13 protein-coding genes are annotated in these 13,362 nt (G+C 67.6%); 8 read left to right on the plus strand and 5 right to left on the minus strand.

Annotated features, from left to right (window positions below):
• The first annotated feature begins 335 nt into the window (after window positions 1–335).
• The 3 genes from AMD30_RS11470 (at window position 336) to AMD30_RS11480 (ending at window position 4,503) form a co-directional block, all read left to right on the plus strand.
• Window positions 336–1,361 (plus strand): alpha/beta hydrolase, encoded by a 1,026-nt coding sequence (locus AMD30_RS11470; protein ID WP_010842845.1) that lies wholly within the window; start codon window positions 336–338, stop codon window positions 1,359–1,361.
• Between the two features lie 27 nt (window positions 1,362–1,388).
• Window positions 1,389–2,198 (plus strand): tyrosine-protein phosphatase, encoded by an 810-nt coding sequence (locus AMD30_RS11475; RefSeq protein WP_055475770.1) that lies wholly within the window; start codon window positions 1,389–1,391, stop codon window positions 2,196–2,198.
• A gap of 106 nt (window positions 2,199–2,304) precedes the next feature.
• On the plus strand, window positions 2,305–4,503 hold the full coding sequence (locus AMD30_RS11480) for a glycoside hydrolase family 3 C-terminal domain-containing protein (RefSeq protein WP_055475723.1): 2,199 nt from the start codon (window positions 2,305–2,307) through the stop codon (window positions 4,501–4,503).
• Window positions 4,504–4,521: 18 nt separating this feature from the next.
• Here the strand turns inward: AMD30_RS11480 and AMD30_RS11485 are convergent, their stop codons facing one another.
• Window positions 4,522–5,001 carry a PaaI family thioesterase gene (locus tag AMD30_RS11485; RefSeq protein WP_193748592.1) on the minus strand — a complete coding sequence of 160 codons (480 nt, stop codon included), beginning with the start codon at window positions 4,999–5,001 and terminating at the stop codon, window positions 4,522–4,524.
• A gap of 126 nt (window positions 5,002–5,127) precedes the next feature.
• Here AMD30_RS11485 and AMD30_RS11490 point away from each other — a divergent pair, with 126 nt between their 5' ends.
• From AMD30_RS11490 to ppk2, 5 genes are all read left to right on the plus strand, one after another.
• Entirely contained in the window at window positions 5,128–5,736 is a 609-nt protein-coding gene (locus AMD30_RS11490; RefSeq protein WP_010842841.1) for a TetR/AcrR family transcriptional regulator, read from the plus strand.
• Between the two features lie 138 nt (window positions 5,737–5,874).
• Window positions 5,875–6,552, plus strand: coding sequence for a DUF4166 domain-containing protein (locus tag AMD30_RS11495; protein ID WP_014925316.1), 678 nt, complete (start codon window positions 5,875–5,877; stop codon window positions 6,550–6,552).
• A gap of 91 nt (window positions 6,553–6,643) precedes the next feature.
• On the plus strand, window positions 6,644–7,084 hold the full coding sequence (locus tag AMD30_RS11500) for an SRPBCC family protein (protein ID WP_010842839.1): 441 nt from the start codon (window positions 6,644–6,646) through the stop codon (window positions 7,082–7,084).
• A 110-nt stretch (window positions 7,085–7,194) separates the two neighbouring features.
• Window positions 7,195–7,716: a DUF6764 family protein gene (locus tag AMD30_RS11505; protein ID WP_010842838.1), complete on the plus strand. Its 522-nt coding sequence runs from the start codon at window positions 7,195–7,197 to the stop codon at window positions 7,714–7,716.
• A gap of 104 nt (window positions 7,717–7,820) precedes the next feature.
• Window positions 7,821–8,771, plus strand: coding sequence for a polyphosphate kinase 2 (gene ppk2 / locus AMD30_RS11510; protein ID WP_055475724.1), 951 nt, complete (start codon window positions 7,821–7,823; stop codon window positions 8,769–8,771).
• 61 nt (window positions 8,772–8,832) lie between these two features.
• Here the strand turns inward: ppk2 and AMD30_RS11515 are convergent, their stop codons facing one another.
• The 4 genes from AMD30_RS11515 to AMD30_RS11530 form a co-directional block, all read right to left on the minus strand.
• A complete protein-coding gene (locus AMD30_RS11515) occupies window positions 8,833–9,645 on the minus strand; it encodes a hypothetical protein (RefSeq protein WP_055475725.1) in 813 nt (270 codons plus the stop codon).
• 430 nt (window positions 9,646–10,075) lie between these two features.
• Window positions 10,076–11,764 carry a thiamine pyrophosphate-binding protein gene (locus AMD30_RS11520; protein WP_055475726.1) on the minus strand — a complete coding sequence of 563 codons (1,689 nt, stop codon included), beginning with the start codon at window positions 11,762–11,764 and terminating at the stop codon, window positions 10,076–10,078.
• The gene (locus AMD30_RS11525; protein WP_055475727.1) at window positions 11,764–12,543 is read right to left on the minus strand and encodes a cyclase family protein; all 780 of its coding nucleotides are present in this window, start codon (window positions 12,541–12,543) and stop codon (window positions 11,764–11,766) included. Before AMD30_RS11525 ends, AMD30_RS11520 begins: the two co-directional genes overlap by 1 nt.
• Window positions 12,544–12,558: 15 nt before the next feature.
• Window positions 12,559–13,293: a TerD family protein gene (locus AMD30_RS11530; RefSeq protein WP_010842833.1), complete on the minus strand. Its 735-nt coding sequence runs from the start codon at window positions 13,291–13,293 to the stop codon at window positions 12,559–12,561.
• Window positions 13,294–13,362: the final 69 nt, after the last annotated feature.

Genomic DNA, 13,362 nt, shown 5'->3' on the forward strand with positions numbered 1-13,362 from the left:
CGCAGCGAAGCCCCCGTGCCGAGCGATGTGAAGGCACCGTTTCCGGCCAGAGCTCACCGGTCGATTCGGGGTACCGGGAGGCCAGAATTGCTGCTCAGGCGCGCGGTGCTCGCGGTACGCGATATTTGTCATCGTGAAAACGCTTCGAATCCTGGTTTTATCGCGCTGACCCGCGAGATGAACGGAAATCGTCGCCGGCGGAGTAATGCGGACGGGATTCGCCCCGGTGCGTATGGTGAAACGTATTCGGATCGATATCTCCACGTGTGAATTCCGTTGTCGAGACGACGGCGCGGTTGCTGTGATGTGAGCGGTAGTGATGTGAAGGGACTGTGATGTCCGCAGCGGATGGTGCTCTCTGCCGACGCCTGGTCGCCACCATGATCTCGATCGCGGCACTCGTTGTCACGCTGGCCATTCCGTCGATTGCCGGCGCGGAACCGGGAAACGGATCGACCCGGGCCGAGGCGTTGGCCCGCGCGGTCGCCGACGGCCGGGTCCTCGACCTGTCGGTCTACTCGCCGTCGATGAAACGCAGTGTGCCGGTGCGGGTGCTCATGCCGGCGGACCGATCGGTGCCCCGGCCGACGCTCTACCTGCTGAACGGCGCCGGTGGCGGAGAGGGTACCGGGCACTGGTTCGAGCAGACCGACATCGTCGATTTCGTCTCCGACAAGAATGTGAACGTGGTCGTGCCGATGCGCGGCGCATACAGCTATTACACCGACTGGGTGAAAGTCGACCCGGTTCTCGGGCGCAATAAATGGACGACCTTTCTGACCAGCGAATTGCCGCCGCTCATCGACCAGAAATTGAATACGACCGGGGTGAATGCGATCGCGGGGATCTCGATGGCGGGGACGTCGTCGCTGAGCCTCGCCGAGTCCGCGCCCGAGCTCTACCGGGCCGTCGCGTCCTACAGCGGATGTGCGGAGACGAGTACGAATCTGGGCCGGCTGGCGATCCGGGCGGTGGTCGAGGGCCGCGGCGGGGGTGACATCGCCAACATCTGGGGTCCGGTCGGGTCCCCGGGGTGGCGTGCCCACGATCCGGTCGTCAACGCCTACAAGTTGCGCGGCAAGGCGATCTACATCAGCACCGGCACGGGGGTTCCCGGGCCGCATGACCAGTTGCAGAGCCAGGGAATCGACGGGAAGACGACGATCTACATCGACCAGATCGCGGTGGGTGGCGCGATCGAGGCCGCGACGCACCAATGCACCTTGAATCTCGACCGCCGGCTCAAGCAACTCGCCATCCCCGCGACCGTCGACTACACACCCGGTACGCACGCCTGGCCGTACTGGCAGGACCAGCTCGTGAAGTCGTGGCCGATGCTCGAACGCGCGCTCACCGACTGACCGCCGGAGATCTGTCACGATGTGACCGTGACTGCGACCCCCGGTGCGCCGAGCCCCATCCCGAGCCTGCCGAACCTGCGCGACCTCGGCGGCTGGCGCACCGTCGACGGCCGCACCGTCCGATCCGGGCTCCTGTTCCGCTCGACGGACTTCTCCGCCCTCGACGTCTCCGACGTACCCGCGCTGGAGGCGCTGGGGCTGACGGCCGTGTACGACCTCAGGTCGGAGCACGAGAGCGAAGCCATCCCGGATCCCGTCCTGCCCGGTGCGTCGAACATCGCTCTCGACGTCCTCGCCGATGCGCAGATGTCGATTCCGGCCAACATCGGTGCGGTTCTCGCCGATCCCGCCGTCGTCGCGGAGGCAGGCGAGATGTTGTCGGGCGGCAAGGCGCGCGCGATGATCTCCGGGACCTATCGCGAGATGATCACGTTGCCCAGTGCGACCGCCGCCTACACTCGGTTCTTTCGAGGGCTGCTCGACGATGGGACGACGCCGGCCCTGGTGCACTGCACCACCGGCAAGGACCGAACCGGGTGGGCAGCCGCGGCGTTCCTGACCTTGCTCGGAGTGCCCGCGGACGACGTGTACCGCGACTACCTCCTCACCAACGAACGTCTCATCCCGTCGCTCGGGCACATCTTCGACGGGTTCGCCGCGGCCGGGGGTGATCCCGAACTGCTCGTCGGCGTACTGGGGGTCGACGCCGGTTACCTCGACGCGGCCTTCGACGAGGTGCGCACTCGTTTCGGCGGGATCGAGGGCTACTTCAGCGAGGCGCTGGGCCTGGATGCCGAAGACCGGCGAGCCCTCCGGGACCGCTACCTCGAGGGGTGAGGTCGCCGTGAATTGCGCAGTGCGACCGGGAGATCCGGTCCGGTGGCCACCAGGCGTACTGCCCGCGACCGAGCTGAGAGTCGACTCTGGTCGGTAGTGTCGTGGGATGAGTGAACTCAGCTTGTCCGAGAAGGCCGCGCTGGGCAGCGGCGCCGATTTCTGGACCACGAAGGCGGTCGGCCCGGTTCCCGCGCTGACGTTGACCGACGGCCCGCACGGAGTCCGCAAGCAGACCGGCGCGACCGATCATCTCGGTCTCGCCGACAGCGAACCCGCCACCTGTTTTCCGCCCGCGGTGGGCCTCGGCCAGAGTTGGGACGTCGGACTGATCCGTCGTGTCGGCGAAGCGCTGGGACGGGAGGCCCGCGGCCTCGACGTCGACGTTCTCCTCGGTCCCGGTGTGAACATCAAACGAGATCCCCGGAGCGGGCGGAACTTCGAGTACTTCGCCGAGGACCCGTTCGTCACCGGCCGGCTCGGCGCGGCCTGGGTCGACGGCGTCCAGAGCATGGGGGTCGGGGCATCGCTCAAACACTTCGCGCTGAACAACGCCGAGGACGACCGGATGCGGTCGAGCTCCGACGTCGATCCCCGGCCGATGCGGGAGATCTACCTCCGCGCCTTCGCGCACATCATCCGCTCGGCCGCTCCGTGGACGGTGATGTGCTCCTACAACCGCATCAACGGCACCTACGCCGCGGAGAACCGCTGGCTCCTCACCGACCTGTTGCGCGGCGAGTGGGGTTACGACGGTGTGGTGGTCTCCGACTGGGGTGCCGTCGCCGATCGCGTTCGCGCGGTCGCGGCCGGACTGGATCTCGAGATGCCCGGTTCCGGGGGCAGGACCGACGCGCAGGTCGTCGATGCCGTCGAGAACGGGAACCTCGACGAGGCGGCCGTGGACCGCTCGGCCCGAGCGGTGCGGAAACTCGCCGAGCGGGCCGTCGCCGGCCGCGCGGACCGGGCCGTCGCCGATCTCGATCTGCACCACCGTCTCGCGCGGGAGGCGGCCGGCCGGTCCATCGTCCTCCTGAAGAACGACGGCGGCGTTCTCCCACTGGCCGCCGAGCAATCCGTCGCGGTCATCGGAGCGTTCGCGAGCGAACCCCGATATCAGGGCGGCGGCAGTTCGCACGTGAATCCGACACGCCTCGATGTACCGGTGGACGAGATCCGGGCGGCCGGCCACACGGTGACCTACGCCCAGGGATTCTCCACCGACGGTTCCCCGGTGGATTCGGCCGACGCGATCACCGCCGCGACCGAGGCCGACGTCGCGGTCGTGTTCCTGGGATTGGCGGCGTCGCAGGAGTCGGAGGGCTTCGACCGTGACGACATCGAACTGCCCGCGGAGCAGATCGAGCTGCTGACCGAGATCCTGGCGGTGCAACCCCGCACGGTGGTGGTGCTCGCCCACGGCGGAGTCCTCCGCCTCGGACCGATCGCCGCGGCTCCCGCAGTCCTCGACGGCGCGCTTCTCGGGCAGGCCGGGGGCGGAGCGATCGCCGACGTGCTCGTCGGCGTGGTGAACCCGTCGGGGCGGCTCACCGAGACCGTGCCGGTCAGGTTGCAGGACACCCCGGCGTACCTCAACTTCCCGAACGAGAACTCGCACATCCGGTACGGCGAGGGCATCTACGTGGGTTACCGCTGGTACGACGCGCGGGACATCGAGGTCTCGTATCCGTTCGGGCACGGGTTGTCCTACACGACGTTCGAGTACTCGGATCTCTCGGTCGCGTCGAACGGACCGGGTGAGGGCGTGGACGTCGAGGTGACGGTCACGAACACCGGAACCCGCGCCGGGCGCGACGTGGTCCAGATCTACACGTCGAAGCCGGAGTCGCGCGTCGGGCGACCGCCGCGTGAGCTGAAGGGCTTCGTGGTCACCCGCGACCTCGAACCGGGTGAGAACGAGAGCGTCTCGGTGACGATCGACCGGGACGACCTCGCGTACTGGGACACACGGGTCGATCGCTGGATCGTCGAACCGGGTGAATACGCGATCCACGCCGGGGCGTCGAGCCGCGACGTCCGGCTGAGCGCGACGGTCGAACTCGCGGGGGACGAGGTCGACCTGCCCATCGACGAGAACTCGACCCTGGGCGAGGTCCTGGCGAATCCGGCTGCGGCGCAAGCGCTCGCCTCCCTGGCGGAGAACAACCCCCTGATGGGTGCGGGCGACGACGCGCTGGGGATCGACATGATGCGGATGCTCGCGTCGATCCCCCTCGGACGCCTCGCCGGTTTCGGGATGAGGGGCGAGGACATCGCCCGCATCATCACGGCCGCGCGCGCGGACTGACCCGTGGTCCGGGCCGGGTCAGCGGAACACGATGCACGTGGTGGTTCCGTGGGCGACGAGCTTGCCGTCGTGGGAGAACACCTTGCCCTCGGCTGTCGCGGTGGTGCGCCCGGCGTGGATGACGGTGCCCACGCCGGTGAGTTCCCCGGCGTCGACGGCGACCGAGCGGATGTAGTTCACCTTGAGCTCCAGCGTCGTGTACCCGACACCGGCGGGCAGGGTGGTGTGCACGGCGCACCCCATCACCGAGTCCAGCAGGGTGGCGCAGATGCCGCCGTGAACGGTGCCGAGGGGGTTGGCGAAATCGGGCTGCGGGGTCACGGCGAAGGTGACCTCGCCTTCGTCGATCTGCTTGGGCACCATGCCCAGCAGTCTGCCGATACTCGGGCGATCCGAACCCGCGCCGCCGGCCTGCCAGGCACGCAGTAGTTCGAGTCCGGACATGGCGGAGGGGTCGGTCGGTGCGTCGGTCGTCGTCATGACTATGCATGGTTGCATACTCGAGCGAAATTATGAAGGTGTGCATATGCAGCCCGGTTCCTCTCAGGCGGAATGACCTCGGCCGATGCTATGTATGCTTGCCCAGGACATCGGTTGTATGAAGGTCTGCATAGGAGTTGCCGCATGACGTCACATCCCGCCGAGTCCGTGATCACCGGCGCGGACGACCGTGGCCCGCGTGAACGTATGGTCGTGCACGCGGCCGATCTGATCGGCCGCGACGGCGTCGCCGCCACCTCGATCGGCGATGTCATCTCCGCGAGTTCCGCCCCTCGCGGGTCCATCTACCACCATTTTCCCGGCGGCAAGACCCAACTGATGACCGAGGCCGTCCGCTACGCCGGTGAGTTCATCGCCGAGCGCATCGGGCGCCCGACCGCGATGACCCCGGCCGACACCATGCGCGAGATCGGCGGGGTGTGGCGGCGTCTACTGGTCAACACCGATTTCCAGTTCGGTTGTCCGGTGCTCGCCGGCGGACTCGCCCGACGCAGCGAGCCCGCGGTGGCGGACGCATCCGCCGAGATCTTGCGGCGGTGGGCCGACCTGGTCACCGCCCGGCTGGTGGTCGACGGCGTCGACAGCGACCGCGCCGACTCGCTGGCCAACCTCACCATCGCGGCAGTCGAGGGAGCGGTCGGGCTGTGTCAGACACAGCGCAGCGTCGAACCACTCGATCGCGTCATCGCCGAACTGGCGAGCCTGTGTGACGCCGCGGTCGAGCGGCTCTGAACGGGAGCGAGACGTTGGACACGCGTGTGCTCCGTTAGTAGGTTCACCATGTCGTCACCGCCGCGGTGACGCCTGGCCTGCGCCCGTTCATCGTCGGCGCCGGCCCGAATGGTGGGTGAGCTCGGGGAGGGTGACGCCATGACGCCGGTCTTCCGGCATGCGCTGGGTTCGGACTTCGACCGTCTCCATCCCAACGTCGCGTGGCGCTACGGCATCGATTCGACTTCCAATGTCGCCCAGATCTGTAGCGGGATCTACGAGTCGGTGTACATCTCCTCGGCGCTGCCGCCGCCCGCGCTGTGGCACTACGCGAAGCGCAATGCGCTGCCCTCGAAGACGAGTCGCATGGTGCCCTTCACCCAGGGCTACTACTGCTACTCCGACGAGCTCGAGCGGGAATCGCTCGCGGTGCTGCGGACCTTCCAGTACACGACCGGCCCGCGCAAGCTGAACTCGTTGCTGGTGGCCGGGCGCACGGGCCTGGTCGACTATTTCGGCGACGGTCCGGAGTTCCTGTATCCCATCGAGCCGTCGGTGACGCGGTCCGGCGAACTGCTGCTCGAGAGCGGGCCGATGCGCTGGCTCGGACGCGGACCGAAGGTCGGGATGCGTGGACTCTTCACCGCCCAGATGAAGTACATCGAGGGGTGGGACGAGAAACGGGACCGCTTCCGGTGCGATGCGACCGTCCGCAATCCGGTCATCGGCGAGATCATGCATTTCCGCGGCTGGTTCACCGCGGTCGATCAGGCGTGCTCGCTGCGCGACATCCCGGACGAGGCGTGGCCGGTCAACCTCGTGGACCGCGAGAGCTGACCCGCACCGCGGCGGGCGACCTCACCACGGGTTCGACACGTCGTCGACAGTTCTTCGCATCGGCTTCGCAGGCGCGCGGTAGGTTCAGCGCATGGCTGTCTCAGCGAACATCGAATTCGACGTCGCCGCCCCGGTCGCGGTGGTGATGGAAGTGCTCATGGACATCGAGTCCCTGCCGGACTGGTCGGGCCCGCACAAGGAAGCCGAGATCCTGACCAGTTACGACGACGGCACGCCGGAGAAGGTGCGGATGGTCGTCACCGCAGCGGGGATCTCCGACGAACAGACGTGCACCTACGAGTGGACCGGCAATTCGTGCGAATGGCACCTCATCGAGTCGAATCAACTGAGCGAGCAGCACGGCAAGTACACGGTCACCGAGACCGACAAGGGTGCGCGGGTCCGGTTCGACCTCGACGTCGAGCTGAAGATCAAGCTGCCCGGCCTCATCGTGAGACGAGCGCAGAAGATGGCGGTGGACACCGCTCGCAAGGGACTCACGACCGAAGTGGAGAAGCGCGCCGCGGCCTGAGGACAATCGTTACCCGACGTGGCGGGTCGATCGTCGCCTCCGCGGTGCGGAGCACGGGTACGCTGAGGGCGTTCCGTACCGGGGCGCCCGAGCAATGGAGGCCAAAGCAGTTGAGAATCAAGAAGTTTGCCGTTCGCGGTCTGGTCCTGGCGGCGGGGGTCGCCGGATGTGTCGGTTTCGCCGGGCTGTCGGGCGAGGGAGTGTCCTCGGCCTCGACGCATTGTTCGGTGTCGAACGGACATCAGGTCGAGCGGGTCGAGGGACGGAGCGGATGCGGCGCGAAGGCCGGACTCGGCAGTCGTGCGACCGCCGATGAGAACAGTGGCTACGGCACCGCGGTCTCGGTGTCGGACAACGGCGGCAACGCCGCGGCCTACAACCTGCAGCCGGGCTCGTCGGCCCTCGCCGGGGCCAACACCCGGGGTAACGCCTATTCGGTCACGACCGGACCGAGCGCGCTGTCGATCGCCCAGGCCCGCCGGGGCGGCACCACGGTGGCGGTGGGAGGTTGGGGCGGCGAGGCCTACGCCGGTCCCGAAGGTGCCCGGTGCAGCGGTGGTTTCGCGGCCGCGTTCGACACCAGCACCGGCAAGGCCTGCCTGCATTCCGGTTCGATCGACCTGAGGAACTGACCTCGGGTTCATCGCACGAGGTCTGAGAGACAGAACACGCCCGGCGCGACATCCGTTCACCGGAGCGTCGGGCGTCGTTCGTCGCTTCGTCCTATCGTTGTGGAGTGACCGACCTCCACGATCCCGCGACCCAGATCGGCCCCGACTTCAGCGTGCTGAACGGCCGCGAAGCGCTGCAGCAACTCGTCGACCTCCACGACACGACCCACTTCACGGTCAACGACGATGACGACGACGACCCGGTTCTGCTCACCCTGCCCGAACGGAACGTCGTCGACACCTGGCGCGAGGACTATCCGTACGAGGAGCGGATGAGCCGCCGCGAGTACGAGGTCACCAAACGACGGCTGCAGATCGAGCTGCTGAAACTGCAGAAGTGGTCGAAGCAGACCGGCCAGCGGCACCTACTGGTCTTCGAAGGTCGAGATGCCGCGGGCAAGGGCGGCACCATCAAACGCTTCAACGAGCATCTCAATCCGCGCGGCGCGCGCACCATCGCACTGGAGAAGCCCAGTGAACGCGAGGCCACCGAGTGGTACTTCCAGCGCTACGTCCAGCACCTGCCCGCAGGCGGGGAGATGGTGTTCTTCGATCGCTCCTGGTACAACCGGGCCGGCGTCGAGCGGGTCATGGGATTCTGCAGCCCGACGCAGTACACGCAGTTCGTCGCCCAGGTCCCGGCGTTCGAGAAGATGCTCGTCGACGACGGGATCAACCTGGTCAAGTTCTGGTTCTCGGTCACCCCGCTCGAGCAGCGGACCCGGTTCGCCATCCGTCAGATCGATCCGGTGCGACAGTGGAAGCTGTCCCCCATGGACCTGGCCTCGCTCGACAAGTGGGATGCCTACACCGAAGCGAAAGAGGCGATGTTCGCCGCCACCGACACCGATCACGCGCCGTGGACAGTGGTGAAGTCCAACGACAAGAAACGTGCCCGGATCAACGCGATGCGCCACGTGTTGAGTCTCTTCGACTACGACGGCAAGAACGAGTCGTTCGTGGGTACGCCCGATCCGCTGATCGTCGGTCGTGCCGCAGACGTGATCGGGGAGTAGGCACCGGGCAGATTCGGACGACGGAGCATCATGGCGACGTCGTCCCTGTCACGCCCGCTTGTCAGCGCCGCCCGGAGATCAACCGCCCCAGCACACCTACGGCGAACATCGCGACGCCCACCCCGCCGACGATCAGGGCGAGCCGGGTGACATCGTCGTAGGCGCCGTCGATGATGAGCTCGGCCACCCGCCGCCCGGAACTCTCGGCGCCGGCCACCTCTTGCTTGGCGCGGTCGGCGAAGAACAGGCCCGTGGCCCAGGTCGAGACGCCGGCCGCGACCACGCCGAGTCCGAGCCACGCGAACACGGTTCCGCGCCGGCGGGCGACCAGCAGTGCGAGAACCGCCGCGATCACGGCCACGGCGGCCGAACCCCACGCGAGCAACGTGATCTGGCCACCGACCTCGGCGTACCGGCCCGCCTCGAGGCCCGAGGCGCCGTTGGTGAGTTCCACCACGACCGGACCCTGGATCGCGTTGCCCCCCGACAGGTTCAGGGCACGGTTGATCATGGCGGTGATGTCGAGTTGCATCACGGAGGTGTCCGAGCCCGGCGCGGGCTCTTCGAAGAGGAACGCGTGTTGTTGCCCGACGACGTCGGCGAAGTCCTGCCGGAACTGTTCGCTCTCAGTGTAGCGACCGGCCAGTGGGCGCACGAGGACGCCGGCGATCGGCAGATCGGTCCGGGCGGTCGCCTGCGCGGCGATCTCGTCGGCCAGATACTCCTTGACCTCCTGGTTCTCCGCCATCGGCGCGACTGTCGAGACGAATCCCGCTTGATCGACGATGCGCTGATCCAGCCAGAAGGACGGAACGGCGAGGACGGTCGCCGCAATCGCGACAAGTGTCAGCAAGGCACTGAGGAAGCTACGCACAGCCACGAGGCTACCGAGACATGCGCGTGGATCACCGGACCGGCGCGGTGTGGCCAGGCGGCCGCGTCGGCGGATGGTCTGGCTCGAGTGGGCACAGGCGGCACCGCCGAGTTCGGCGACGGGGGCGGTGCGAATGTGCTGAGGTCGAGTTGTGCCCGATCGTGACCCTGACGCGCCGGTCTCGGGTGTGACTGGTGGGGTTTGTGTACACCACAGTCCACCATGGTTCGTTCACCGTTGGGGTGCAAGTGATATGCGCTGCAACACAACAACTCTCAACGCCTGCAGGTTGTGGAGAAACTTCGTCGTCGAACGTTTTGGCGAGTACCTTGGTGTCATGGCTTGCGACTCGACGACGCCACACGCCCACCGGGGTTCTGTAGCGAAAGTTGGCAAATAGCACGCATTTTCGCTACAAAATCCCGGTGGGTCAGTGACCCGCGAACGCCTCGGCGAGCCACCACGAACCGCCGTCGTCGGTGATCTTGGCGTCGATGATCAGTGGCCCGGACGGTTCGGGTGAGGACAGCGAGCCGACCCACTCCCGGACCTCGTCGAGGTCGTCGAGTCCGGTGACCGTGACGCCTGTCGCGCCGTGACCGCGGGCGATCGCGGCGATGTCGACCTCGGGGAACGTCACCGTCGTCATGTCGGCGTCGCCGAAGTGGTGTACCTCCGCGCCGTAGGCGGAGTCGTTGTAGACGATGACGACCAGCGGCAAATCCAGCCGCACCGCGGTCTCCAATTCGGCGATGGCCATGAGGAATCCGCCGTCACCGGTGCCGAGGACCGGGAGCCGGCCCGGCTGTGCGAACGCCGCGCCGATCGCCGTGCCGAGACCGAGACCGATCGACTGGAAGGCCTGGGTGAAGCAGAAGCCGTTCTCGTCTCGAACCGACAGATGCGTCGACGGGTAGCCCATGAAGTTCCCGGAGTCGATCGACACGACGCGCTCCGCCGGGAGTATCTCGTCGAGCGCGATCGTCAGTGCCCGCGGGTCGACGCGACCGGGTGTCACCTCACCGGTGACGGGGACGTCCTGCCACCTCGACGACGCCGAGATCCGTTGCCTGACCTCCGTTGTGCGGTAGCCAGATTGAACTGGCCCGCTCGCTGCGCTCCCGGCGCCGGTCAAGAGGTCGAGCACGTCTGCCGCGGTCGCGGCAAAGTCGCCGACGACACCGAAATCGACGTGACGATGCGCACCGATGGCGTCGATGTCGTCGTCGACCTGGACCACGGTCGTGTCCGCCCCGATGAGTCGGCCGTGCCGCATCGTCCACATGTTCAGGGCGCAACCCCACCCGACGATGAGGTCGGCACCGGCGATCAGGTCTGCGGTGGTGGGTGAGGAGAAGCCACCGGAGATGCCGAGAGAGAACGGGTCTCGGGCGAACAGACCGTTCGCGACCGCCGACGTCGCGACCAGCGCACCGGCGGTCTCGGCCAGTGCCGCGACCTCCGGTCCGGCGGCGCGCGCCCCCCGGCCCGCGACGAAGACCGGCCGCCGGGCGGCGCGGATGGCATCGGCCAGACGGGCCGCCGACCGGGCATCGGGCCGCACCCGCGGCGGCTCGACCGAGAGCTTGACCGACCCATCGAATTCCGCTGCGGCCGAGGCGATGTCGATCGAGACATGAAGCACCACGGTCCGGCGGCGGGTCACCGCGGTGCGGAAGGCGCGGGTGACATCGGAGACCACGGTGCTCGGGCCGTGGACGCGGTCGTTCACGGCGCCCACGCTCGCGGACAGGGCCGCCTGGTCGATGCGGAAGTTCGACCGCAAAGCCGACGCGGGCGAGTCCGCGGTGAGCACGATCATCGGCGTCCGGCTCTTGGCCGCCTCGGCGATGCCCGTCATCGCATTGGTGAGCCCGCACCCCTGGTGGACCGACAGCACGCCCACCCGTCCCGACATCCGTGAGTAGGCGTCGGCCATGCTGGCCGCGCCGCCCTCGTGACGGGCGGCCGTGAACGGCACCCCGCCGGCGCGCAGGGCGTTGGTGAAGACGAAGTTCCCGCTGCCGACCACACCGAAAACATGGCCGACGCCGAGATCCGCCAGCACCCGGCCAGCCACGTCGGCGACCGTCGGGCCGTAGCGGCCGGGTGCGCCCATCAACCTTCGACGATCGCCAGCACGCGCGACGGACTGCCGGTGCCGCCGACGATCGGCAGCGGACTCACGACGATCACCGCCCCGGTGGGCGGGAGCGAGCCCAGGTTGCGTAGCGAGGTGAGCCCGTATTTGTCGTTGCCCAGGAAGTGGTAGTGCACGGGGAACGCGGGATCGAACCCTCCGGCGAGACCGGCGTCGACGCCGACGGTCTCGACGCCGAGGCCGGTGATCTCGCGTTCGGTGGCCAGCCATTGTGCGCATTCCACCGACACGCCGGGCGTGTGCGACCCGGTCTCGTCGGTGTTCAGGAACTCCGCCTCAGACCCGCCACGCGACTCCCAGCCGGTCCGGAGCAACAACCAGGTTCCGGCGCCGAGCCGTCCGTGTTCACCCTCCCAGGACTCGACCTCGGCGACGCTCAACAGATGATCCGGGTCGTCGGCGACCTCCCGGGTCAGGTCGAGGACCGCAGCCGGACCGATCAGCCGCTGCACGGGGATCTGTGACACATCGTCCCCGTCGCGTCCGCTGATCCAGTGGATCGGGGCGTCGAGGTGGGTGCCGATGTGCTCCCCGGTGTGGATGTTGTTGTGCCGCCAGTACGGTCCCGGCTCGTTGTAGGCACTGACCTCTTCGAGACTGAAGTCGATCAGGTTCGCGAACGGTGCGGGCAGCCGCAGCGCCGGCGTCGACGCACTCAACGGGGTGGTCAGGTCGATGACGCGGAGCGATCCGTCGGCGAGACCGGCGGCGAAACCGGCCAGCGTGGTTGCGGTCATGGGCGGAATTCTCTGCTACTTGCGCGCACCGCGCCAGTTCATGCCCCAGCCGTACGCCTCGTCGACCTTGTCCTGCGCCCCGCGGATGTAGCGCACCTCGCGGTTGAGAACCAGCTCGCCGCCGCGGTTCTCGAAGAGGGCGATCGCGCAGGAGAGCGCGGACTGATCGGCCTCGTCGAGCCGGACCTCGATCTCCGGGCCGTTGGCCGGGAACAGGGTGACGACACCGTTCGCGCCCGCCCAGTTCGGGGTGCCCTCGTAGATGTAGGCGAAGATCAGGATCCGCCGGATGCGGTTGGTCGCGGCGAGGTCGATGTACATGTTCTCGCCACCGGAGCCGGATCGATCGTCACCGTCGAGGTAGATGATCGGCTGTCCGTCACGCGGTGCCCGGAACGAGTTGCCCAGTGCCTGGACGATGCCCTTGCTGCCGTCGGTGAACTCCCACAGGCAGGCGAGATCGAGATCGATCCCCTGTGCCTTGCGAAAGAGGCCACCGCCCTTCGAATTCGAGGTCCAGCTCAGGTTGACGCGCACCTGGCCGGTGGTCGCGCCCTGCTTGCTCAGCGAGATGCTCGGCGCGGACTTGGTGAGCGTGATCTTCGACATCGAGATCGGCTGTGCGGGCGGCTGCTGTCCGTAGTCCGCGGGGGCCGGCGGCTGCTGACCGTAGCCGGCGGGTGCGGATGGGGGCTGTGCGGGCGGCTGCGGCGGCTGGGCCTTCGGACGCTTGGTGTAATCGATCCCCATCTCGGTTCCTCATCTCGTCGTCGGTGACATTCTCGGGTCGGACATTCTCGCGGTGATCGCGCGGCGAAG

Origin of the sequence: Gordonia sp. HS-NH1 (assembly GCF_001418765.1) — a bacterium.
Lineage (GTDB): Bacteria > Actinomycetota > Actinomycetes > Mycobacteriales > Mycobacteriaceae > Gordonia.